At 38.6% G+C, this 22,764-nt stretch carries 24 protein-coding genes and 1 riboswitch; of the genes, 21 read left to right on the top strand and 3 right to left on the bottom strand.

The annotated features are described in order from the left end of the window. Window positions 1–43: 43 nt before the first annotated feature. From EIZ39_RS15515 to EIZ39_RS15475, 9 genes are all read left to right on the top strand, one after another. Window positions 44–244, top strand: a complete 201-nt coding sequence (locus tag EIZ39_RS15515) for a cold-shock protein (protein WP_129200893.1) — start codon at window positions 44–46, stop codon at window positions 242–244. 135 nt (window positions 245–379) lie between these two features. Further along, entirely contained in the window at window positions 380–1,852 is a 1,473-nt protein-coding gene (locus EIZ39_RS15510) for a SpoIIE family protein phosphatase (protein WP_164985122.1), read from the top strand. After that, on the top strand, window positions 1,849–2,256 hold the full coding sequence (locus EIZ39_RS15505) for an ATP-binding protein (protein WP_129200891.1): 408 nt from the start codon (window positions 1,849–1,851) through the stop codon (window positions 2,254–2,256). The genes EIZ39_RS15510 and EIZ39_RS15505 overlap by 4 nt, the downstream gene beginning before the upstream one ends. A 133-nt stretch (window positions 2,257–2,389) precedes the next feature. Further along, complete coding sequence (locus tag EIZ39_RS15500) at window positions 2,390–2,830, top strand: universal stress protein (protein WP_129200890.1); 441 nt, start codon at window positions 2,390–2,392, stop codon at window positions 2,828–2,830. A 255-nt stretch (window positions 2,831–3,085) separates the two neighbouring features. Next, on the top strand, window positions 3,086–3,760 hold the full coding sequence (locus tag EIZ39_RS15495) for a YheC/YheD family protein (RefSeq protein ID WP_129200889.1): 675 nt from the start codon (window positions 3,086–3,088) through the stop codon (window positions 3,758–3,760). A gap of 69 nt (window positions 3,761–3,829) precedes the next feature. Further along, a riboswitch (cobalamin riboswitch) is annotated at window positions 3,830–4,029 on the top strand. Window positions 4,030–4,181: 152 nt separating this feature from the next. Next, on the top strand, window positions 4,182–4,871 hold the full coding sequence (locus EIZ39_RS15490; RefSeq protein ID WP_129200888.1) for a DUF4430 domain-containing protein: 690 nt from the start codon (window positions 4,182–4,184) through the stop codon (window positions 4,869–4,871). 4 nt (window positions 4,872–4,875) lie between these two features. After that, entirely contained in the window at window positions 4,876–5,760 is an 885-nt protein-coding gene (locus EIZ39_RS15485) for an energy-coupling factor transporter transmembrane component T (protein WP_164985121.1), read from the top strand. Continuing rightward, the gene (locus tag EIZ39_RS15480) at window positions 5,733–7,394 is read left to right on the top strand and encodes an ABC transporter ATP-binding protein (RefSeq protein WP_129200886.1); all 1,662 of its coding nucleotides are present in this window, start codon (window positions 5,733–5,735) and stop codon (window positions 7,392–7,394) included. Before EIZ39_RS15485 ends, EIZ39_RS15480 begins: the two co-directional genes overlap by 28 nt. After that, the gene (locus EIZ39_RS15475; RefSeq protein WP_368666324.1) at window positions 7,376–8,065 is read left to right on the top strand and encodes an ECF transporter S component; all 690 of its coding nucleotides are present in this window, start codon (window positions 7,376–7,378) and stop codon (window positions 8,063–8,065) included. Before EIZ39_RS15480 ends, EIZ39_RS15475 begins: the two co-directional genes overlap by 19 nt. Before the next feature lie 42 nt (window positions 8,066–8,107). Here EIZ39_RS15475 and EIZ39_RS15470 read toward each other — a convergent pair whose 3' ends face one another. Next, a complete protein-coding gene (locus EIZ39_RS15470; protein ID WP_129200885.1) occupies window positions 8,108–8,866 on the bottom strand; it encodes a hypothetical protein in 759 nt (252 codons plus the stop codon). Between the two features lie 156 nt (window positions 8,867–9,022). On the opposite strand from EIZ39_RS15470, the gene EIZ39_RS15465 reads away from it, so the two are divergent. The 12 genes from EIZ39_RS15465 to EIZ39_RS15410 all read left to right on the top strand — a co-directional run bounded on the left by EIZ39_RS15465 (window position 9,023) and on the right by EIZ39_RS15410 (window position 21,307). Next, window positions 9,023–9,400: a co-chaperone DjlA gene (locus EIZ39_RS15465; protein ID WP_129200884.1), complete on the top strand. Its 378-nt coding sequence runs from the start codon at window positions 9,023–9,025 to the stop codon at window positions 9,398–9,400. Between the two features lie 153 nt (window positions 9,401–9,553). Then, window positions 9,554–10,462: a DMT family transporter gene (locus tag EIZ39_RS15460; protein ID WP_129200883.1), complete on the top strand. Its 909-nt coding sequence runs from the start codon at window positions 9,554–9,556 to the stop codon at window positions 10,460–10,462. 174 nt (window positions 10,463–10,636) lie between these two features. Then, a complete protein-coding gene (gene hprK, locus EIZ39_RS15455; protein ID WP_129200882.1) occupies window positions 10,637–11,545 on the top strand; it encodes an HPr(Ser) kinase/phosphatase in 909 nt (302 codons plus the stop codon). Window positions 11,546–11,591: 46 nt separating this feature from the next. Further along, on the top strand, window positions 11,592–11,951 hold the full coding sequence (locus EIZ39_RS15450) for a Lin0512 family protein (protein WP_129200881.1): 360 nt from the start codon (window positions 11,592–11,594) through the stop codon (window positions 11,949–11,951). A gap of 86 nt (window positions 11,952–12,037) precedes the next feature. Beyond that, window positions 12,038–14,962 carry a SpoIIE family protein phosphatase gene (locus EIZ39_RS15445; RefSeq protein ID WP_164985120.1) on the top strand — a complete coding sequence of 975 codons (2,925 nt, stop codon included), beginning with the start codon at window positions 12,038–12,040 and terminating at the stop codon, window positions 14,960–14,962. A 40-nt stretch (window positions 14,963–15,002) separates the two neighbouring features. After that, entirely contained in the window at window positions 15,003–15,551 is a 549-nt protein-coding gene (locus EIZ39_RS15440) for a SiaB family protein kinase (protein ID WP_129200879.1), read from the top strand. Window positions 15,552–15,578: 27 nt separating this feature from the next. Continuing rightward, the gene (locus EIZ39_RS15435; protein WP_129200878.1) at window positions 15,579–15,968 is read left to right on the top strand and encodes a DUF1987 domain-containing protein; all 390 of its coding nucleotides are present in this window, start codon (window positions 15,579–15,581) and stop codon (window positions 15,966–15,968) included. 434 nt (window positions 15,969–16,402) lie between these two features. Then, complete coding sequence (locus tag EIZ39_RS15430) at window positions 16,403–17,944, top strand: alkaline phosphatase family protein (protein WP_129200877.1); 1,542 nt, start codon at window positions 16,403–16,405, stop codon at window positions 17,942–17,944. Window positions 17,945–18,026: 82 nt separating this feature from the next. Further along, window positions 18,027–18,995 (top strand): helix-turn-helix transcriptional regulator, encoded by a 969-nt coding sequence (locus tag EIZ39_RS15425; RefSeq protein ID WP_240675826.1) that lies wholly within the window; start codon window positions 18,027–18,029, stop codon window positions 18,993–18,995. 21 nt (window positions 18,996–19,016) lie between these two features. After that, window positions 19,017–19,862, top strand: a complete 846-nt coding sequence (locus EIZ39_RS15420; RefSeq protein WP_240675825.1) for an ABC transporter substrate-binding protein — start codon at window positions 19,017–19,019, stop codon at window positions 19,860–19,862. Window positions 19,863–19,886: 24 nt separating this feature from the next. Further along, window positions 19,887–20,561, top strand: a complete 675-nt coding sequence (locus EIZ39_RS15415; RefSeq protein ID WP_205668567.1) for an ABC transporter permease — start codon at window positions 19,887–19,889, stop codon at window positions 20,559–20,561. Between the two features lie 8 nt (window positions 20,562–20,569). Next, entirely contained in the window at window positions 20,570–21,307 is a 738-nt protein-coding gene (locus EIZ39_RS15410) for an ABC transporter ATP-binding protein (RefSeq protein WP_164985119.1), read from the top strand. A gap of 38 nt (window positions 21,308–21,345) precedes the next feature. On the opposite strand, the gene EIZ39_RS15405 is transcribed toward EIZ39_RS15410, so the two are convergent. After that, window positions 21,346–22,017 (bottom strand): deoxynucleoside kinase, encoded by a 672-nt coding sequence (locus EIZ39_RS15405; RefSeq protein ID WP_129200873.1) that lies wholly within the window; start codon window positions 22,015–22,017, stop codon window positions 21,346–21,348. Beyond that, window positions 22,017–22,676, bottom strand: a complete 660-nt coding sequence (locus EIZ39_RS15400; protein ID WP_129200872.1) for a deoxynucleoside kinase — start codon at window positions 22,674–22,676, stop codon at window positions 22,017–22,019. The genes EIZ39_RS15405 and EIZ39_RS15400 overlap by 1 nt, the downstream gene beginning before the upstream one ends. Between the last annotated feature and the right edge of the window lie 88 nt (window positions 22,677–22,764).

Below are 22,764 nucleotides of genomic sequence, written 5' to 3'. Positions count from 1 at the left end.
AATTTAGATTCATGTAGTTGTTACATGTAGGAGGCACACGTAAATGGAACAAGGTAAAGTAAAATGGTTTAACAGTGAAAAAGGTTTTGGTTTTATTGAGCGTGAAGGTGGAGAAGATGTATTCGTGCACTTCTCAGCGATTCAAGGAGACGGTTATAGATCATTAGATGAAGGACAAGCGGTAACATTCGACATCGAACAAGGTCAGCGTGGACCACAGGCTACAAACGTTCGTAAAGTATAATGGAGTAATAAATAAAACAGACGCCTTTTGGTGTCTGTTTTTTGATTTTTCATTGCTTAGTGTGAAAAAAATCACTTTAAATTTTGGAAGAGATAGGTATAATGGACGGTATTAAAAAAGACGATGGGTGAAACTATGTATGAAAATCGTAATAACCTCTCTGACCTAACATTTAACAATCGTGAAAGCTCAAAAGTGCTTTGGGATATGAAGTATGCATTGGATGCATCTGCTATCGTAGCTATTACAGATAGAAAAGGAATTATTACTTATGTAAATGAGAAGTTTTGTATTTTATCCCAATATACCTCAGATGAGCTAATAGGACGAACACATGCTGTAGTCAATTCTGGATATCATCCCAGAACGTTTTTTTCTGATATGTGGAGGAGCATCTCAAAAGGTGAGATATGGGAAGGTGATATTCAAAATAAAGCAAAAGATGGGAGTTTATATTGGGTTTCTACGGTTATAGTACCTCTGCTAGGCGAAGACAAGATCCCTTATCAATATATTTCCTTTCGTAGGGATATTACAGAAAAAAAAAATTTAGAAATCACGTTACAGCTCGCCTACAAAGTTTACCAGAATATGGATCAAGGGATCATTATCACTGACCCAACGGGCACTATTCTTAATGTCAATAAAGCATACTGCACAATTACAGGTTATTCACCAAAAGAGTTGCTTGGCCAAAATCCCAAAATTTTAAAATCTGACTTGCATGATCAGTCTTTTTACTATGAAGTGTGGAAGAACTTAAAAGAAAAAGGAAGATGGACAGGGGAGATCTGGAATCGCCATAAGAACGGTCATTTATATCTCCAAAAATTATCCCTTACTGCAATAAGAGACGAGAGGGATCACATTATTCACTACTTAGGAGTCTCAACCGATATCTCTGAGAAGGAAAAACTGCGAAAAGACATTATTGCAACAGGCAAACTCCAAAGAACACTACTCCCACCTCCCATTGATAACCAGTGGATTCTCGTAGACTCGGTCTATGCACCTGCTAATTACGTAAGTGGAGATTTTTATGACTATTACTGGGATGAAGAACAAGGCGTACTCTCAGGATATCTAATGGATATTATGGGGCATGGGCTAACAGCAGCCCTTCAAAATTCCGTTCTAAGGGTCCTGTTTAGACAAACTCTAAACCATACGAAGAATCTAGTCGAAGTATTATCAGTCATTAATAAGGACTCTATGAATTACTTTCTTGAGGGTACCTTTGCAGCAGCATTGACCTTTCGATTAGATGTTAAGAGGAGAACGTTTACTTTTGCTTGCGCAGGACTGAATAAATTCCTCAGGCTGAATACAAAAGGTGAAATCATTGTTGAGAAACAAGGTGGACCATACTTGGGAATTCTTGAGGATGTCATCTTTGAAGAGCGGACTATTGTCATTAATCCTGGAGAAGCATTCTATTTATTAACAGATGGATTTATGGATCTCTTTGAAATAGATCTACCCTCTTTCTCCTCAGAGGTTTTCAAGGAGAATATGGAGATGCTAAGAAACATAGGAACTCAAGGCCTAAATGATGACGCAACGGCTATTGGGATTATGAGTTACCCATATGGAGAAATGATGACATGATAGATATGAAGACAACCTTTGAAACCTATGAAGAATATCGTCAGGTCCGAAGTGAGATCCAGAAAGAAATCCAATCCATTCTTGGAGACAATCAAGCGTTTATGATGGAAGTTGCTATTAATGAAGGGCTGACAAACGCTCTTCGAAGTACGAGAGGCAAGGGTCCAATCACACTTTGTGTACGAGTCACACAAGGAAAGCGCCTAATTATTCGAATTCGAGATTCGGGTCCAGGGTTTAATGCCAAAGAAATGTTAACCAAGATTTCAAGTCCATCTGATGATCTATTTCAGGAAAAGTTAGAGGATGATTCAGGAAGAGGATTAGTATTAATGAAACATGCATCTGACAAAATGATCTACAATCGGACAGGAAATGAACTACTTTTAATGAAATATTTATAAAAACAGTACAAGGGAAGTTCACAATATTGACATCAAAAATTGGCAACATATGTGATATTTTATACACCCTTCTTTTTTCTTCTTTGCTAAACTGAATGTAACAAGAAGAAGTTAAATTAAGGGGGATAAAATCATGTTTTCACTTTATTCTAAAATCGTAGTAGCATATGACCATTCCGAATTAGGAAAAAAAGCCTTATCAACAGCGATGTTAATGGCCTCTCAGGATGAGCGTATTGACCTTGATGTCCTTACAGTCGTAAGCATTCCTACTTCTGCTTTCTACACAGCATCTGCATATAGTGTAGACCCAATTCGTGAGGCTCACCTTGCAGTGGCGAAAGAGGCCCTAGAAGAAGTAACAGAAAAACTCAAAACCATTCCTAATAAAACGAGAACATTCGTTATGGAAGGGAATCCTGCTCAAGCCATCTTAGATTTCTCCAAGGAAAATAACGCTAGTTTAATTGTCATGGGAAGTCGTGGTTTAAGTGGGGTTAAGGAGTTGTTCTTAGGCAGTGTGAGTCATTATGTTGTACAACAATCCACTTGTCCAGTATATATTGTTAAATAGTTCTGTTGTTCATTACGTTCGCCGACATCTATAACGATGTCGGTTTGTTTTTTTTTTGATCCAATCTACAACAGTTTAAACAGTGTTTTTCTTCCTTTATCTGTTATAGTGAAAACAATAGTTACATTCAGTATGGATACATTTAATCAATTTTAACCCTTCTCATTTAAACTTTTAATATTGACGGGACAAACATATAGGAGAACGCTAACGAAGTTGAATATATTATAGGATTAATGAGCAAGGAGGTTTTTCATGTTTACTATTCCGGGAGCGAGAAGAGTTGCGGATAAGTGGAGCAAAACAAATGCCCTATTAAGTGACGGAAGAGTTACCAAATATATTCCGGAGACCAAGAAATACAATAAATCTTGTTTACAAGAGATGTTGACTAAGTATCGTAGGGTTGTATTAAAACCAAGTATAGGTACTGGCGGGAATGGCTTGATTCAAGTCTTAAGGGACGGTAAACAGTTTCGATACTTTTACCAGCAAAAAATAATAAACTTCTCGAAGTTTAACTCTTTAATATTAGAGATTGATAAAGTTAGAAAGGGACGAATCTATATAGTGCAACGTGGGATCGAGCTTGCGACAATATACGGTAGACCGATAGATTATCGTGTAAAGATTCAAAAACCAGAACAAGCGTGGATCATCACGGGCATGGTTGGACGATTAGCACCTAAAGGTTCTTTTGTTACAAATCTATGTCGAGGTGGTGACCAGCTAACATTACGCGATGGTATACTGCGCTCATTCACAAAAGTAGACTTTAAGAAGAAAAGGTTGGAGTTGAGAAAAATAACAAAATTATGTACGACTATACTTGAAAAAAAATATCCAGGGGTTCGTCAACTTGGATTTGATTTTGGAATAGATAAAAGTAAAGACATCTGGATCTTTGAGGTGAATACGAAGCCTCACTAGTTATACCGTGTAAGTCATCCATTTAAATATGGACGTTCCGTAAACAGTCTGATATGATGATTCCTATATTCAAATAATGAAGGAATAGGTGTCTAGTAAAAGATAATTACATTTTACAGACTTAATAGAGAAGATCGGTGAAATTCCGACGCGGTCCCGCCACTGTAATTGGGAGCAAGCCTACGATATGCCACTGTTTTAAGTAAACGGGAAGGTGTAGGGGAGCAATGACCAAGAGCCAGGAGAACTGCCTATTTTATATTCATACAGACCTACGAGGAATGGGGATGTGATCATAGGTTGATATGAATCAGTCTGTTTTCATTTTCCTTTCGAAAAGTACTTCCTCTTCTGCAGGAAGTACTTTTTCTGTTCATCCCGTCTTTTTATCAGTGATTGAAGTGTATAAAAGGAGGAAAATATGTTACGTTGGACAACAAGATTATGGCCACTCCTTACTGTGGTTTGCCTATCGTTGGGCTTAGCAGGATGCCAGTCATCCACTGAAAGTATAAGCACAACAAACCGTCTTTCTCAAGAAGCAGACCAGCAACAGAATGAAAAACTGGAAGAAGAATCGAAGTCAGCTGAACTACCTGTTCAGGCAACTGACGAAACAGTAGTACGTAATGAGAATACAGATACACCGAAGGAGACAACCACCGCTCAAGCACCCAAACCATCAACAGATCCAAAACCAAACACTGAAAAGATTCCTACAAGTACAAACCCATCGGCCCCTATGACCTCTGAGCAAGTTGTGGATTCCAAGAAGCAAATGGTGATGATCTCCATTAAGGGGGATGAAGAAGTAGGGATCATATTAGCCGCCACAGAGGTTACGTTTGAGAGCGGAGAGAGTGTTCTAGATATCTTAAAGAAGGTTACAAAAGAGAAGAAAATACAAATGGAGTACAGAGGTACGGGGCCCATTGCTTATGTTGAAGGAATTGATAACCTCTACGAATTTGATCGAGGTCCAAAAAGTGGCTGGATGTACCGGGTGAACGGGTCGTTTGGGAAAAAGAGTGCTGGTGATGTCCAAATTAAGCCAAATGATCAGATCGAATGGATCTACACCCTCGACTTAGGTAAGGATGTGCAGGAATAGCAGGATGGACCGAGGATTCCATCGTTATCACCCCGCTACCTGTATGATCTATTATATTGGCTACTTCATCCTATGTATGCTTTTACACCATCCCTTATTTTTGATAGCTTCTCTTATTGGCATTATCATTTTTAATCAATTGCAAGATGGTGGCAGGCAGTTGAGATCTTACTTTGTTATGTATCTTGTACTTGCATTATCTATTTTAGTGTTGAATCCCCTATTTACTCGTAGAGGAAGAGAAATTCTATTTTATCTGTGGGACCAACCAGTAACCCTTGAAGCAATCACTTCTGGATGGAACATGGCTCTATCGATGCTTTGTATTTTATTTGGATTTGTATCGTTTAACCTTACTATAACTTCGGGAAAATTCTTATATATCTATGCGAGATTCTTGCCTAAGTCAGCATTGGTTTTAATGTTAGCCGTTCGCTTTGTCCCGTTATTAAAAAGAAGGCTATATGAAATATCAACAGTACAACGCACCAAAGGGGTAGACGTCTCAACTGGTCGATATTGGAAACGAGCAAAAGATGGGATGCTTCTCCTACAGACCCTTTTGACTTGGTGTTTAGAGGAAGCACTGCAAACCGCTGATTCTATGCAATCCAGGGGTTATGGATTGGTGCGCCAAAGAACTTCTTATCAGCGATATTTGATGAGAAAAGAAGACTATCTTCTAATTCTGCAATTATCGGTACTGTTCATTCTATGTGCCGTGGGGTGGAGCTTGGGGTATGGTAAGTTACAGATCTATCCTGTTCTAGAATCTATTGCTTTTTCATCAACTGAGTGGTGGTTCTTTCTTGCCTGGATCATTTATATTGTTACACCAATCCTCATCGAAGGGAGAGACGAATGGAGATGGGGCTCGTTATCGAAGTAAAGGATTTATCATTTCAATATCCTGATCAAGCTGTAATGGCGCTCTCTCAAATTGATTTGAAAATAAATGACGGGGAGTTTGTGGTAATCTGTGGCCCTTCTGGTTGTGGCAAGTCCACCCTTCTTCGCTTATTAAAGCAGGAGACCCAACCTTATGGGTCTATTAAGGGTGAAATACGATATAACAATGTATTGCTTCATCAGGTTAGTGCACTGGATGCAGTACAACAAGTTGCACTGGTCTGGCAAGATCCAGAAAACCAAATTGTCATGGAACAGGTGCAAGAAGAACTGGTTTTCGCTTTGGAAAATTTAGGTTATCCTTCGGAGGTTATTCGAAAGAGGTTAGCCGAAATGGTCCAATTCTTTGGTCTTGAGGCCTTGTTATCCCAAAGGACAGATGAGCTTTCAGGAGGACAAAAGCAGTTGCTAAACTTGGCTTCGGTTTTGCTCCTCCAGCCCAAGGTTTTGTTGCTAGATGAGCCAACTGCACAGCTAGACCCTGTATCAGGTAGAGAATTTATTCAGATTTTAAAGAGGATCAACGAAGAGTTTGGAATGACGATTGTGTTAGTAGAGCATCGTTTAGATGAGGTTTTTTCCGTAGCGGACCGCGTCATTATGATGGACGCTGCAGAGATACATTATGAAGGCAGACCTGAAAACGTAATATACAAAGTTTGGAAGTTGAGAGATAAGCGATTTCTTCCCTATATTCCCTCTATTGCACGTATTTATTTGCATTTCACTGAGGAATATCTAGCGGATGAGATCCCCTTCAGTGTGAAAGATGGTAGAAGATGGTTGTCAAAGCAAGGAGTAAGGGCAATGGGGCATGGTGATAAACCAGAACAATTGAGGAAACATCCTATTATCCACATCCAATCTGCTGATTTTCGGTACGCCAAGGAAAGTCCATTGATCCTTAAGGATTTAGACATGCAAGTTTATTCCGGAGATTTCCTAGCTATAGTAGGGGGCAATGGAACAGGAAAATCCACATTGCTCAAACTCTTAGGTGGTCTATTAACCCCTCAAACAGGCCGAGTTTTAGTGAATGGTAATAACGTAAAAAAGTGGAAGAAAGAAGAGTTATATCGCAAGGTAGGGTATTTGCCGCAAAATCCTCTTGTGTACTTTAGCTACGATACGGTCAAACAAGAACTTGAATTTGCTGCTAACCGCTTTTCAAATCAAGACAAATTGGACCAAATGATTAAACAATTAGAGCTTACGCACTTACTGCATCGTCATCCACATGATTGCAGCGGTGGAGAAAGGCAAAAAGTAGTATTAGCTTGTATTTTGCTAGGGAACCCAGAAGTACTCTTGCTTGATGAGCCTACCAAGGGTATGGATCCTGTATTACAAAAAACCTTTGCAAATATGATAGAAGACCTTCACAAACAAGGAGTGACCATCGTGATGGTCACTCATCATGTGGAGTTTGCAGCTAGATACGTAAGTCGATGTGCAATGTTGTTTGATGGGAAGATTACAACAGAAGGCCCTCCTTCTACTTTTTTCTCCAATAACTTTTTCTACACGACAAACGTGAATCGAATGAGTAGGGAATGGTTTCCTAACTCTCTTACGGATGAGGAGGTCATAAAACTTTGGCCCGTACTCGGTTAATCATATTTGCTGTCTTATTTATTGATCTCTTATTACTCGGCTTAGGCTCTTTCTATTTCCAAGATCAATATTTGATCTTAAGTTTCGTTTTCGTCATTTCTGCCTTGGTTCCCTTTCTAGTAAGATTTGAGGCACGAAAAATGGAGGGAAGGGAAGTGGTGTTAATCGCCATACTTGCTGCCATTGCTGCTGTAAGTCGGATTCCCTTTGCACCAATTCCAAGTGTTCAACCGACTTCTTTTATTATCATGATGACGGCTTATGTCTTCGGAGCAGAGACGGGATTCATGGTGGGAGCTCTTGCTGCTTTAGTTTCTAATATGTTTCTTGGTCAAGGCCCGTGGACACCTTGGCAAATGCTAGCTTGGGGGATGATCGGATTTAGCACAGGGATGTTAAAAGACACTTGGTTAATGAAAAAAATGATTGGCAAGATTCTATTTGGTTTTTTATGGGGATTTTTATTTGGTTGGATGATGAATGTCACGTTTATTTTTTCTTTTCTCGATGACTTTTCGTGGTCAATCCTGCTAACCACCTATATGGCAAGCGTTTTATTTGACTTCATGCATGCTATATCTAATGTTGTCTTTCTTTTACTATTTTCAACTGCTTGGATTAAGATACTAGAACGATTTAAACGGAAATATGGTTTATTAAGTATGAGATAGTGTTCACCACCTCTATCCCCTATTAGTGAAGAGGTGGTTTTTTTAATCCTTGCTCCAATGAACTACAAACTGCCCATAGCTAACTCTTTTGGCTGTTAAGACGATTTTGTAGGTTCCATCCTCTGGCGCTATCAACTTGAAAGTGTTGTCTCCTAATTCCTCCATCCCTACTGGCTTGCCTGAAGGACCTTCAACGTAATGACCTGTACTTCCATCTTGCCAGTAGTTCCACTTTATTTTGAATGTGATTTGTTCTCCTTTATCTGCGATAATAGGAATGACATGTTCTCCGTGAAAATAATCAAAGGAGGCTTCATAATAGTTATCAGTTTGGTGTTCGCGCCAACCGTCCACCTTATCAAACTCCCATCTAAAAACAAAGATTTGCATCATTATAATTAAGAATAAGGGACCCAGGACGGCCAGGTATCTGTTTACTTTAACATTACGAAAAAAGAGAGTACATAAGTAGAAACTTAACGCAATTCCAGCTCCAATTGCCATAAATCCAAGGTACGCTCCCATTTCTTGCATACGGATGACAAACTGAAATAAGGGAATAAAAAATAGGGCGCCTGTAAGACTATAAAGAAAAGCAATAAGTACTTTATTTTTCAATCGATAACGGTTTGATACCCAGTCCAATGCGTAAGAGGAACATATTCCATAAACATACGTAATGGGCGACGCCCAGATTAGCATGACCAATATATCGTGTGGGTTCCAATATCCAAATAGTAAAAAAAACAAAACTAAGGGCATAGTTGCAGATACCCATTTATTCAAAAAGTTAGGATTCAAGGGTGACCTCCATGTCTGAATTTATTTGAATTATATATATTTGACGTTCAATATACAGACAAAATTACAAGTGAACGCAACCATTAGAATTGAGTTTCGTATAAAGTATTAAAAGTCAAACGTAGAATAATTAACTATAGAGAGTAGGTCGTTTCATTGTTTTTATCGGAATTGCAACATGAGGAAAAAATAGCTTTCATAGAATTGGCTCACCGAGTGGCTTCTGTAGATGGTTGTTTAACCCCCGCCAAGGAGATCATTCTTGAAGAATATGCCACTGAAATGAATATAGAAGATTATCAATTACAGCACCTATTAATGGAAGAGGCCTTAGCGTATTTTGGTTGCGAAAGATCAAAGCATATTGCTCTTACGGAACTTTTACGTTTAATTTTTGCTGATGGGGTATATCGTACTGGAGAACGTAACTCCGTAGAATTAATTAAAAAATACTTTGATATGGATGCTAATGAGTATAATAGTTTTAGAGATTGGATCGCAAAAATTAAAGAGCTTCAAAACACGAACGATTAAACTTACTAACATACTTTCCTTAATCTCTCTTTATTCAAATCTAAGATGCTTTAGCCTAGATCCATTCCAACCTTATACAAGTGTACTATGACCTCGTACACGATCTATGCTATAGTGAGAAAAAATTAGATATCAGCTAAAGAGGAGACAGGAATGAAACGGCAGACCCTAGTTTTTTTGGTGCTGGCTAACTTGTTTTGGGCAGGAAATTATGTGTTAGGGAAGTACGTCGTAGCAGAAGTTTCTCCCATTCAAATTACTTTCGTGCGCTGGTTAATGGCCTTATGTTTTTTATACCCTATGGCGCAGTTTATCGAGAGACCTAATTGGAGAAGTATCTGGACACATTGGAAGATTCTTGGAGCTATGAGTATTCTTGGAGTGATTGGTTATAATATGCTCCTTTATCAAGCGCTTCGATACACAAGTCCCTTGAATGCTTCTCTTGTGAATGCTCTAAATCCCGCTGTCATTGTTATTTTTTCAGTCCTATTACTAAAAGAAAAACTAAGTAAATTAAACTTATTGGGATTTGTGATTTCCTTATTCGGCGTACTCTTGATTCTAACTCAAGGTAAGCTGTTTGAACTCTTTCATATTGAGTATAATGCAGGGGACTTGCTTATGGTAGCCGCCATATTAGTCTGGACCTTTTACTCCATTATAGGAAGAAAGATTAGTAACATACCTCCTATCTCAGCTACTGTTATAACAGTTTGTATTGGACTTCTTCTAACTCTTCCTTTTGCCTTGTATGCATGGAGTCCTGTCGCAGAGTGGAATGATGCAGCAAAGTGGGGCATTGTTTATATGGGACTATTTCCTACTGTTGGATCATTTTTGCTTTGGAATTTAGCCGTGCGAGATATTGGTCCAAGTCGAAGTGGGATCTTTCTCAATTTGATCACTGTTTTTACTGCTATATTCAGTGTCATCTTAGGCGAAAAAATTAGCATCATCCAAATTGTTGGCGGATTATCTGTATTTGTAGGTGTTTATCTCACAAGTAAACAAACGAAGGTAAGTCGTGTTAAAGAGACGAGCCAGGCAGAAGCTATATAATAAGTGACTATGCGATTCCTCTACTGGACTATTATAGACCAGAAAAAGGAATCGTTTTTGTATTTAATCATGCAAGATCTTGTTATAGCGAAATTAAATCTAGACATGAGTGCTAAACTACCTTACTTTAGATAATAGGCACAAAGTTTTAAGTACAAGGATGGAACCACTTAAATGAAAAAGATACGTGTAAGTGACCTAGTAACCCGATTCCAACTCGAGGTATTAGCGGGAGAAGCAGGATTAGATAGGCAATTAACGGAGGATGATATCCATCGTCCTGGCTTGGAGTTTACAGGGTTTATAGAATACTTTCCTAGTAATCGAATACAACTTCTTGGAAGACAAGAGGTGGATTATTTACATTCTTTATCGAAGAAAGAAAGAGATGAGCGAATTGGGAATGTGGTTAGACTGCATCCCCCCTGTTTTATTATTACGCGTGGACAAGATGGGTTGACATATTTTGAGAAACATTGTAAAGAGGAAGGCATTCCACTACTACGTACTAGTCAGAAAACGACGAAGTTCATATCTAAAGTGAATAACTTTTTAGAAAAGTCATTAGCTAAAGAAATAGGCGTCCATGGAGTATGTCTTAATGTCTTTGGTGTAGGCATATTACTTCGAGGTGAAAGTGGAATTGGGAAAAGTGAAGCAGCATTAGCCCTTGTAGAAAGGGGACACCGATTGGTCTCCGATGATCTGGTTATCCTAAAACAGATAGATCCTGATACCATTATCGGCACTCACAACCAAAGTAATAGCGGATTTCTGTCCCTAAGGGGAATCGGATTGGTTGACGTACCGAGAATGCATGGGTCAGGAGCGGTTCAAGAAGAAACGGAAATTAATCTTGATATTCTTCTTTCTCCTTGGAAAGAAAAACATCATTATGATGCGTTAGGGTTTGAAAAGCATACGGTGACCTATCTAGATGTGACGATTCGTCATATAGAGATTCCTGTTAGACCTGGGCGTGATGTTGCTGGCCTTATTACCACCGCGGCAAAAAATTGGAGACTTCAGCAGCAAGGGTATGATGCTCTAGCTGAGTTTGAGAGTAGACTTAACATGAGTTAATGAAAATACAATAACCTATCTAAATATTATGAGGAGGAGATATGAAATGGATAAAGTGATGTTTATTGAGATCGGGATGGGAATTGATTTACACGGACAAAATGTTACAAAGGCTGCTGTAAGAGCGGTTCAAAATGCCATCCATCATAATTCCATGCCAGGACTTCGATCCGTTCTACCGAATAACGATATCCACAACATGAAGGTAAATGTTCGACTTGCAGTTCCCACTGATAAGGATAAGGTAGACCTTAATACAGTTAAAGCGGAATTACCCTATGGTGAGGTCACCTTTGAAGTCATCGATGGGGGAATGCTGACATCAAGTGGTGTCGTTCTTGCTGACAAAGATGACATCAATGATCTGGCTTATATTGTCATTGCTTCGGTTGAAGTAGGCTATTAGTTGGATTACTTTTTTCATAACTAGTATTTCTTAGTCTAGATTTTATGACTATAATAGGAATATATAAATACCTGGATGAGAGGATCATGATGGTGATATCGGAGAGATCATTTATTCAACAGGTCATTGACGAATTCATTTTAGAACAAGAGCAAGGGACAAGTCGCGAACAACTTCAGCGAATATTAGACAAGATTTGTCTCAATGATGTTCGCAGCCTTTTTGGTGCAATCTTTGTACTCAAGGATACTGGATTAAGTTTGATGGCCCATACATCTCAATCAGTGATTAGATCCTATTCCTATGAACTAGAAAAAGGTCTTATCGAACACATCGAATCTGAGAAAAATAATAACATAAGCCTTTATAAGGATAGTCTCGTAATTCCACTGAAGAATGCAAAAGAACAAGTTGGGTTTTGTATAATTGGAGGCTCACCACAAGTATATGTTTGGCAACAAGATCACCAAGCCTCACTAGCACAACTGCAATACATTATGTCGCTTTTATTACAGAATGTACAATTGACGGAAAGAATAGAAGAGAAGGAAGTATTTCACCAACATTTTGTTCGATTGCTCGAAGGCTCGGAGAGGGCAATTACGCAATTTGATCTTTCTTTTCTCTCCACTATTCTACATGAAGTGATGAAAGTCGTCCCAGAGGCTGACTACGGAAGCATCTCTATTATAAGGGGGGATAAGTGGGAGTTTGTTGATGCGATAGGCCACAATATTGAATTGTTAAAAAGCATACCCTTGAGGTATGAATATGAGTCAATCAATTATGATCTGAATTCAGAAGATGATTCTCCCATTTATATTGTTAATAGAATCCTTGATATTCAGAATAATAGCCTAATCGTGCCCTCTGAGGTAAAAGATTCCTTTCTAGAAGCTTCAAAGCCTATTAAAGAAACGCTGATGGTCAAAATGAGTTTCGGTGGGAGATTATTAGGTCAGATTTCATTGGATATTGCAGAAGGTAGTTCAAAGGCCTTCTCAAAAGAATCTAAAGAGAAATTAGTCCCATATAAACAGTTGACTTCGATTTTTCTAATGTTTTATGAAGCTTATACTACGGGAGGAAAATATCAGGAAATTATTAACTTATCCTCTGGAATTCTAACTTCAGCGGAAAATCAGTTTGACTCAAACGCGTTCTTATCAAAGCTACTCAAAATTGCTCTTCAGGAGATACCTGAAGCAGATTGTGGAAGCATCTCCATCGTTGAGGATAATGTTTGGACTTTTGTTGATGCAATGGGTCATGATATCCATAAGTTACGAGAATTAAAATTGACTTCGGAATATATGGCGAATCGATTGACTTATCAAGACCAGGTCACAGAAGTGGAGAAGAACGTTTATATTATACAGAATACGCTTCTTAGAGGAGATGGCAACATCCCCGACGAATTAGTAGATCGCTTTACCCAAGCATCCCGTCCAATAAAGGAATCCATGCAGGTCAATATCTTCTACGCTGATCAGCTCCGAGGAATGATTAGTCTAGATATTGAAAAAGGTAATAATAAATCATTCTCAAAAAAATATGTAAAGATGCTTCAGATGATCGGTGAAATCGGTTCAATCTTCCTTGCTTACAAACAATCCTATGACATGATTGGTAAATTTGAAAAGCTAACAGGTCTTGCTACAAAACTTGTCGTGTCTGGAACGAACAATGATATGGGCTTCTTACAAGAACTATTGAAGGTTGCCTTAGAGCAAATTACGGAAGCAGATTATGGGAGTATCTCCATAGTGGATGGAGAAGATTGGAAGTTTGTTGATGCAGTGGGACATGACTTAGCAAAACTACAAGCACTTCCGTTAAAGAAAGAGTACTTAATAGATATATGCGATATTAACAATTATGAGGTGGATGGCCCAGTACACATCGGCATCATCCATAGCTATGAAGACTTGCACACCACAACCATGCCGGATGATTTGTATGAACCATTCTTTGAGGCGAGTAAACCGATGAAGTCTTCGATGCTTATCGAATATATATTGGATGGGGAAGTTCTTGGAACCTTATCGATCGATATAGCAAAGGACAGCCTAAAAGTATTCTCCCTCCACTCCTACCGGTTGTTTAAAGCAATAGGAAATTTAGCTTTTGCCTTTGTTGCTTTTACCCAGTTTACGAAGAAGCAACAGGAAGCTCAAGAAGAAATTGAACGATGGAATCAACAACTAGAATTTGAAGTAGAAGAGAGAACTTCAGAATTAACTCAAGCTAACCAGAAGATGATTGCAAGTCTAAAATATGCCAAACGAATTCAAGATTCGATTCTACCCACTGAAAGTCACTTGCGAAGAGTATTAGACCATCATTTTATTCTTTGGATGCCAAGAGATATTGTTGGTGGCGATTTTTATTGGATGAAGGAATTAGAGGATGGATATCTCATTGGTATAGGTGATTGTACAGGACATGGGGTTCCTGGTGCTTTAATGTCCATGGTATCGGTTTCTATTCTAAATCAATTGGTAGAAGTAGAGAACCTAAAGCAGCCTAATGATATTCTTAGCAGATTAAATAAAATGCTGAAGCGAACATTAAATCAAGAAACAGAGTATGGTATGACAGACGACGGATTAGACATCGGAATCTGCTTTGTAAAACCTAATGAAAATCTACTCTACTATTCTGGTGCTAAATGTAATCTTTATACTATAAATGGTGGAAACCTATCTATGATTAAAGGGAATAGAAAAAGCATTGGATACCGCAGAACAAGTGCGGATTACTCATTTGATAACATCACTATACCGATTAAAGCCAATCAGTCCTATTATCTTACAACTGACGGCTATATAGACCAAAATGGAGGCCCTAAAGATCTTTCATTTGGCCGCCACAAATTCGAAGCATTGATTCAGAAGGTTTATGCTCTACCCTTATCTTCCCAGCAAGACGCCTTTTTGAGCGAACTACATGCTTATATGGGGAAAGAAAGACAGAGAGACGATATTACCGTACTAGGCTTTAGACCCTAGATCAGGGCTGTATTTGTTTAATATAAAGGAGGAGGTATCATTGGTAGGAACCAATTTATTGGACATTCAAAATCGCTTAAGGGAAAATGGATTGCTCATTAGTTTTTCTGGTCGCTTTTCTCAGGCAATCATTGAAGAACTAGGAGAGGCAGTTAAAAAATACCTTGAGTTGGAGCAGAGCCCTGCAAATAATATTCATAACATATTCTCTATCTTCATTGAACAGACACAAAATATTAAAAACTATTGTGAAAGCAAGGATAATACAGAGGGTTATCATAAAATATCAAATTCTTGTATTGTTACAATAGGTAAAGTTGAAGAACTAAACTATATTTGCTCTGGGAACCTAATAGCTTCGGAAGATATTCCTATATTAGTTGAGAAGCTAGATCATATCCTCAGACTTGATAAAGTGGAGCTAAAGAAACTATATAAAGAAGTATTAAGAAGAGAAATGGCCCCTGGGAGTAAAGGTGCAGGAATGGGTCTAATCGACATGGCAAGAAAGGCAACCGTTCCCTTAGAATATTCTATAACAAGATTGGACAACGACTATTCATTTCTAACAATTAAGGCTGTCGTGTAAATTCGGCAAGTGGAGGTGAGATTGTATATGCAAAATTTGATTATAGAAGGGACGAAGAGTACACCAACCGTTCATTTCGATCAATTGAATAACATTTTAACTCTAAAAGGACAATCTTATCCTGAAAATTCCTTTGAATTTTATGAACCTATTTTTCAATGGGTAGAAGAATATTTTGCGCAACTAGAAGGAGAAACAACGGTTTCCGTTGACTTTATCTTGCCGTACATTAATACAAGTAGTTCGAAGTGTATAATGATGTTATTAGAAACCTTTGATAAGGCTTATTTGGACGGGAAGAAAGTGAATTTAAACTGGTACTATAATATCGAGAGCCCAAGTGAACTAGAATGCGCAGAGGAATTTTGTGAGGATCTAAATCTACCTTTTAATCTTATTGCTCGAGAAACGGAATAATATATGTCATAAACTCCCTCTTCCTTAATCTATTGATTAGGCAAGAGGTTTTTTTGTAAAGGATTCTTGAACCATATTGGGGGATATTACAAATAGAAGGAAAAAGGAGGTGACGGTTTTTGAGAGGACAGGATAAATCGATACTTGCATCACTAACTGGCAGTGATCGAGAAAACGGTAATTTACCAAAATTAACATCTCGAATCAGTTGTGACAGGGTATCCACCCTTGTTGATCATAATATTATTGAGCCCTCAACTGAAAGTAATGTGGAAAATAAAACAAGACAAAAGTAATGATCAGCCCTGGAGACGATTGTTTCTGGGGCTTACCTTTATTATCAATATTCGAATCAAAATAGGGGTAATTATTCCATAATCGATAAAGAATAAGGATAACTAGAAAACGGTATAGATTTTAAGGAGCCTTGACATATGAAGAACCTTGCTCTAACCCTTTTTATTATCCTGTCTGTGTTTGTATCAAGTTGTACGAGTCACAAGGAGTTTGCTCAAATCCAATCAGAAGGTCACCTTCTTCCAGACAAGAAGGTAATTGTCATCATCATTGATTCACTAGTCGACAAACCTCTAAAAGAGCTCATAAATAACGGATCATTACCTGGGTTTGCGTTTCTAGAAGAAAAGGGATGGTATACGAACAAATTTATCAGTACCTTTCCAACTATGTCTGTTGTCATTGAAAGCAGTATGTTAACAGGATCTCACCCTAACCGACATCACATCCCCGGGTTGCGTTGGTATGACATGTCATCCGGACAACTCGTTAATTATGGTGACGGATTTACTTCATCTTTAAGAAGTGGTGTAAAAAGGGTTTTGGATAATGGGTTATATCATTTGAATAACACACATCTCAATAAAGAAGTGCTTACCATGCATGAGGCTCTCTATCAACACCAATTGTCCTCAGCCTCATTGAACGCATTAGTGTACAGAGGGTCTCAAAATCGAAAACTAAAAACACCTTTAGGCCCCAATACAGTTACCATGGCTCCTGATTACTTTGTCCTTGGAAACTTTCATCACGAATTACCCCACCTGGGGGAACAATATTTTAAAAGCTATGGGGTTAATGATGAAGTATCAACGAAGCACTTAATTCATCTTATTCAACAGGGAACATTACCTTCATTAACGATCATGTACATGCCAAACTTGGATTCAGAAGCACATAAGGAAGGAAATAACTCTGAAAAGACACTTAAGGAAATTGACCGGAAGCTACAAGACATATTAAACGCTCTCGGTAATTGGGAAGAAGCGTTACAAGATCATATTTTTATAGTGATGGGTGACAGCGGTTTTACTCAAACGATGGAAAAGAACCAGGAATCGGTCATTGACCTAGCAGAGGTATTCAACAGATTTAATATTGCTGATCCTATAGAGACTCTGTCTACGGATCATATCGCCGTAGCAGTAAACGGTAGAATGGCCTATGTGTATCCACTTCAACAAAATATTGATATTAAAAGTTTAGTTGATATTGCAAAGAACAACCCTCATTTTGACACCATTACTCGAGTAGAAGGGGAGTGGATAGAAGTAATAGAAGGAGGTACAACCAAACGATTGAGGTTTCGTCCTGGTAAGACATTTAAGGATGAATTTTCTCAAGAATGGGATGTGGAAGGAGATTGGAGTGTCCTTAATATGATTAATGATGGTAAGAGCAAACGGATACTGTTCAATGATTATCCAGATGGCTTAATGCAACTTTATGCTGCTGCTCATTCCCACAAGGGCCCGTACCTCATTCTTACAACGGAACCTGGATATGAAATGACAGGTGCCCATTCACCAACTCATCCTGGTGGTGCTAATCACGGATCATTTCATAAAAAGGATGTGGAAATTCCCTTCTTTATTGCGGGAACAGAAAAAAGACCTAAAACGCTTAGGATAGTTGATTTAAAACCGTTTATATTTAACTTGATATTCAACAGTTACTAATAAAAAACAACAAAACCAAACATGCACTAACAAAAACAAACTTAAATTATTGACGATATGGAAAAAATAGCATACGATATAAATGATTGATTCATCGTTGGAGGTGTTTATACTGATAACCGAAACGTATACACCCGAAGAAATTGCTAAGATCTTGAAGATTTCTAAGTATACGGTTTATGAACTTGTAAAGCGAGGCGAGCTTAAGGCATATAAAATAGGCAATAAGGTCCGGGTTGAAAAAGAAGACTTAGATATCTTTATCGAACAGAAAAAAGGACCATCAGTTTCATCCAGCCCCGCTATTTCCATAGTAACAACAGGACGAGATGAACATGTAACAAGGGTTCTTCGCTTAGCGGGGAGTCATGACTTCCTAGTTGAACATCTGGTTCAATACTTAAGTCAGCATTCACCTCGTCTATCTCTGCAAGCCAGTTATATTGGGAGCTTGGAAGGTCTAATGTTATTACATAAAGGATTAACTGATGTAGCAGCGATTCACTTGTTAGATCCATCATCCGGAGAATATAACATTCCGTTTATTGATCGGATTTTTTTCCAAGAGAAGATTCAAGTGCTACATTTGGCTACGCGAAACCAAGGTTTAATTGTTGCAAAGGATAATCCCAAGCAATTACAGGATTGGACAGATTTGACCCGAAGAGACATCCGTTTTATTAACCGTCAGAAGGGTTCTGGAACTCGTTTCTTGTTAGATTATCACTTAAGTAAGTTAGAAATTAATACTCGCAACATAAGCGGTTACGAGAAGGAAGAATGGAATCATCTTGCCAGTGCCTCAGCTGTTGCACGAGACGCAGCAGATGTGACCTTAGGAATAGAAAGCGCTGCGGCAAAATTAGGATTATCGTTTATCCCACTTGCCCAGGAAAGGTTCGATCTCATTGTTAAACTTACACCAGAGAATGAATCCGCTTGGGAGTCCTTCCACACCATATTACGTACAACAGAATTTATTACTAGTTTACAAGAATTAGAGGGTTATGACTTCTCCCAACTTGGAGAGATCATATATGAAAAAAACTAGAGGAAGTAGGGGGAGTAGAAAGTGAAAAGGAAAATTAGTTTGACACTCATAATGAGTATGGTATTGGTATTGCTGGTTACCAGTGCAGTTGGCGCAAATGCCAAGACGAATCCAATTTACCAAAAGGTAGCCGCCGAAAAAGAGGTAATCCTGGCAACTACAACAAGCACACAAGACTCTGGACTATTGGATTATATGCTTCCTACCTTTGAGAAGAGATTCAATGTCAAAGTAAAAGTAATCGCTGTTGGTACAGGACAAGCTATTCAACTAGGTAAAGATAAGAACGCGGATGTCGTTCTAGTGCATTCTCGTAAAGCCGAAGATGAATTTGTTCGAGATGGGTTCGGGCATAAAGCACATGATGTCATGTACAACCAATTTTTAATCGTAGGACCTAAGAACGACCCAGCTAATATCAAGAGCGCGAAGTCAGCCGCTGATGCCTTTAAGAAAATTGCAGGATCAAACAGTAAATTTATCTCTCGCGGAGATGATTCCGGCACTCATAAGAAGGAACTGAGCATTTTAAGCAAAGCAGGAATTAAACCAGAAGGAAAATGGTATGTTTCTGCTGGACAAGGTATGGGAGAAACTCTTCGTATGGGAGAAGAGATGGGGGCATATGTTCTTACGGATGAGGCCACTTACTTAACCAACAAAACAGGTTTAATTAATCTCAGCCCAACTGATAAAGATTTATTCAACCCTTATGGAATCATTCAGGTGACGGGTACAAAGAAACCACATACAGCTAACGAATTGATTTGGTTTTTTATCAGTCCAGAAGGTCAATCCATGATTAATCAATTTGGAAGAAATCAATATGGGAAGAATCTTTTCGTACCAGATGCGAAGCGTAGATAATTTGAGGTGTTTATGTGGAATAGTATGATAGAGGTTTTTCAGAATCCAGATGTAATGGCAGTCATCATGCTATCTTTACAAGTTTCTACTAGTGCTGTTCTTATCGGGATGCTCATAGGCATTCCGATTGGTGCTATGATAGGGCTATATTCGTTTCCTGGCAGGAAGTTAGTGATATCCTTGATCTATACGATGATGGGGTTTCCTCCCGTTCTCATAGGCGTAGTAGTATATTTACTTCTTTCCAGGCAAGGAATACTAGGGGAGTGGGAACTTTTATTTACTCCAACAGCGATGATTATAGCTCAGATTGTTTTAGTCACCCCTATTATTACCGGACTTACATTATCAGCTGTATATGCGAAGGAAAAAATATTCTCAGAAACCGTTCAAACTCTAGGAGGAAATCGTTTTCATATAATATGGGAGCTAATCAAGGAGTCAAGAAAAGGAATATGGGCTTCTGTTGCTACCGCTTATGGCCGTGCTATTTCTGAAGTAGGTGCAGTCATGCTCGTCGGAGGAAACATTGAAGGACATACAAGAGTAATGACAACAGCTATCATATTGGAAACAAGAAAAGGTAATTTTGAAATCGGCTTGGTATTGGGACTCGTTCTTCTTTTCATCAGTTTTGTCATGAATAGTTTTCTCATGCTAGGCATGCTGCGGGGAATGCAAAACGGTGGGAAAGGGTGAGTATTTAAGTGTTAGCACAATTTCACCATGTTAACGTTATAATGGACAAAAAAACGATTTTATTCATTGAGGAACTTGATATTGAGAAAGGAAAACGCTACGCAGTTGTCGGGCCAAGTGGTTCGGGAAAAAGCACATTCCTTCGCCTCATTAATTTACTTCAAAATCCATCAAGCGGTCAGATGACTTTGTTTAATGAAACCTTAACGAAAAAGGGATACACAAGGAATCAAATGATAAGCATTCAACGTCAAATGGTCTATGTATCTCAAAAACCGGTCATGTTTGATCAAACCGTTGCGGACAACATTGCAATGGGGCTAAAGTATCGTGGAATAAATAAAAGTGAGATTGAAGATAGAGTTCAAGTTGGGTTAGAACAGGTTGGTTTATCGAATTATGGCAAGAGACGAGCAGTGACCCTCTCCGGGGGAGAGGCGCAACGAATAGCATTAGCTCGAGCTCTAGTTATCGAACCTAAGTTGCTCTTGCTTGATGAACCAACATCAAACTTAGATCCCAGCAATATTGAGATTATTGAGAATGTCGTCAATACCATTCATGCTCAATCAGCTGTTACCGTTCTTATGGTAACGCATAGCTTGCAACAAGCCAAAAGAATGGGAGACGAGATCATCTTTATCCATCAAGGAAGTGTGCATATGAAGCAAGAGAAAGAGCATTTCTTCCATTCACCACCTATTCCTGAGATGGCAGACTTCATTTCGGGGAAAATGATCTATTAAAAGAAAAAAAAATCCCCATTTCAGGGGATTTTTCTTTTTCAACTACGTTCACTGAGTTGCAGTGATTTTCCTTCTAAAGTTTGTTCAATCTGATCGATTACTCGATAGATAGCTGTTTCATCCTTGTGCAAATCATATTCGGCTACGTTCAAACGGAGTACCGGACATGCCTCGAATGAATTAATCCATTGCTCATATCGGTTATATAAACCTGTCCAGAAGCTATTAGATGTATTGATCTCCATTTGCCGACCTCGATGATAGATGCGCTCCATCACTTGATCGAAAGAACCTTCGAGATAAATCAATAAGTGTGGACTTGGAAAGTAGGGAGTTAGAGTCATCGCCTCAAAGAGTGAGGAATAGGTTTCGTAGTCCCGACTTGTCATGTTCCCTTCCTCGTATTGCATTCTGGCAAAGATGCCCACGTCCTCATAAATGGAGCGATCCTGTACATATCCATCTCCGGATTCAAACATCATCTTCTGTTGTTTATACCGCTCTGCTAAAAAGTAGATCTGTAGATGAAAGCTCCATCTCTCAAAATCCGCATAATAGTCTTCCAGATAAGGATTACCATCCACTTTTTCCATCGAAATTTTAAAATTTAATGTTTCTGCCAGCTTCATAGCAAGTGTGGATTTGCCCACACCGACTGTTCCAGCGACTGTGATTAAGGCATTGGAAGGAATGATTGAATTATATTTCATTATCGTTTCAACTCCAGATTGAGGGCTTTATCTAGTTGTTCGATTATCAAGCACAGATCTTCTTTTCTGCTGACAAAGTCAAGTGCGTCCCCGTTAAAATGCAACACGGTTGTTTCAGGGTGTTCACGCTGAAATTGTTCCATAAACAACTCATAACGACTGCATAAAGCTATAAGATATTGCGGGTCTATATCTTGTTCAAAGGATCTACCTCGTTGTGATATTCGACGAAGTAGGGTGTCTACGCTAGCATGAAGGTATATAATAAGATTAGGCTGAGGTAAATCAGAGGTTAAGATTTGATAAACTTGATCATATTTTTCGTATTGTTTTGCTTGTAAGGTACTCTGGGCGAAGATCCGATTCTTGAAGATGTGGTAGTCTGCAACAGCTCTTTTGCCTTGAGAGAGGATGGTTTGATTTAAATCTTCCAACTGCTTAATCCTATGAAATAAAAAGAACATCTCCGTTTGAAGAGACCACTCCTCCATATTCTCATAAAATAAACTCAAGAACGGGTTGTCTTCCACAATTTCGTTAAGTAAATGAAATTGATAATGCTCGGATATGTAACGGGCTAAGGAAGACTTCCCGACTCCTATGGGTCCTTCTACCGCAATGAATACGGGTGAACATTGATTTTTTTGATCCTGGTACATCGTTTGTCGATCCCTCCCATGCTGTCCGTTCCAAGTATAAACGTCCAAACGGGTGACTGGCAAGTGGAAAAGCGTATTCTTTATTAAT

Source organism: Ammoniphilus sp. CFH 90114 (assembly GCF_004123195.1).
GTDB lineage: Bacteria > Bacillota > Bacilli > Aneurinibacillales > RAOX-1 > YIM-78166.
Note: the sequence above shows the minus strand (reverse complement) of the source record. Positions and strands in the feature narration are given on the sequence as shown.

What these genes read in the sequence shown, in the direction of transcription:
- EIZ39_RS15515 (WP_129200893.1), top strand. Translation starts at nt 44, where the DNA reads ATGGAACAAGGTAAAGTAAAATGGTTTAACAGTGAAAAAGGTTTTGGT.
- EIZ39_RS15510 (WP_164985122.1), top strand. Translation starts at nt 380, where the DNA reads ATGTATGAAAATCGTAATAACCTCTCTGACCTAACATTTAACAATCGT.
- EIZ39_RS15505 (WP_129200891.1), top strand. Translation starts at nt 1,849, where the DNA reads ATGATAGATATGAAGACAACCTTTGAAACCTATGAAGAATATCGTCAG.
- EIZ39_RS15500 (WP_129200890.1), top strand. Translation starts at nt 2,390, where the DNA reads ATGTTTTCACTTTATTCTAAAATCGTAGTAGCATATGACCATTCCGAA.
- EIZ39_RS15495 (WP_129200889.1), top strand. Translation starts at nt 3,086, where the DNA reads ATGTTTACTATTCCGGGAGCGAGAAGAGTTGCGGATAAGTGGAGCAAA.
- EIZ39_RS15490 (WP_129200888.1), top strand. Translation starts at nt 4,182, where the DNA reads ATGTTACGTTGGACAACAAGATTATGGCCACTCCTTACTGTGGTTTGC.
- EIZ39_RS15485 (WP_164985121.1), top strand. Translation starts at nt 4,876, where the DNA reads ATGGACCGAGGATTCCATCGTTATCACCCCGCTACCTGTATGATCTAT.
- EIZ39_RS15480 (WP_129200886.1), top strand. Translation starts at nt 5,733, where the DNA reads ATGGAGATGGGGCTCGTTATCGAAGTAAAGGATTTATCATTTCAATAT.
- EIZ39_RS15460 (WP_129200883.1), top strand. Translation starts at nt 9,554, where the DNA reads ATGAAACGGCAGACCCTAGTTTTTTTGGTGCTGGCTAACTTGTTTTGG.
- hprK (WP_129200882.1), top strand. Translation starts at nt 10,637, where the DNA reads ATGAAAAAGATACGTGTAAGTGACCTAGTAACCCGATTCCAACTCGAG.
- EIZ39_RS15450 (WP_129200881.1), top strand. Translation starts at nt 11,592, where the DNA reads ATGGATAAAGTGATGTTTATTGAGATCGGGATGGGAATTGATTTACAC.
- EIZ39_RS15445 (WP_164985120.1), top strand. Translation starts at nt 12,038, where the DNA reads ATGATGGTGATATCGGAGAGATCATTTATTCAACAGGTCATTGACGAA.
- EIZ39_RS15435 (WP_129200878.1), top strand. Translation starts at nt 15,579, where the DNA reads ATGCAAAATTTGATTATAGAAGGGACGAAGAGTACACCAACCGTTCAT.
- EIZ39_RS15430 (WP_129200877.1), top strand. Translation starts at nt 16,403, where the DNA reads ATGAAGAACCTTGCTCTAACCCTTTTTATTATCCTGTCTGTGTTTGTA.
- EIZ39_RS15425 (WP_240675826.1), top strand. Translation starts at nt 18,027, where the DNA reads ATGATTGATTCATCGTTGGAGGTGTTTATACTGATAACCGAAACGTAT.
- EIZ39_RS15415 (WP_205668567.1), top strand. Translation starts at nt 19,887, where the DNA reads ATGATAGAGGTTTTTCAGAATCCAGATGTAATGGCAGTCATCATGCTA.
- EIZ39_RS15405 (WP_129200873.1), bottom strand. Translation starts at nt 22,017, where the DNA reads ATGAAATATAATTCAATCATTCCTTCCAATGCCTTAATCACAGTCGCT.
- EIZ39_RS15400 (WP_129200872.1), bottom strand. Translation starts at nt 22,676, where the DNA reads ATGTACCAGGATCAAAAAAATCAATGTTCACCCGTATTCATTGCGGTA.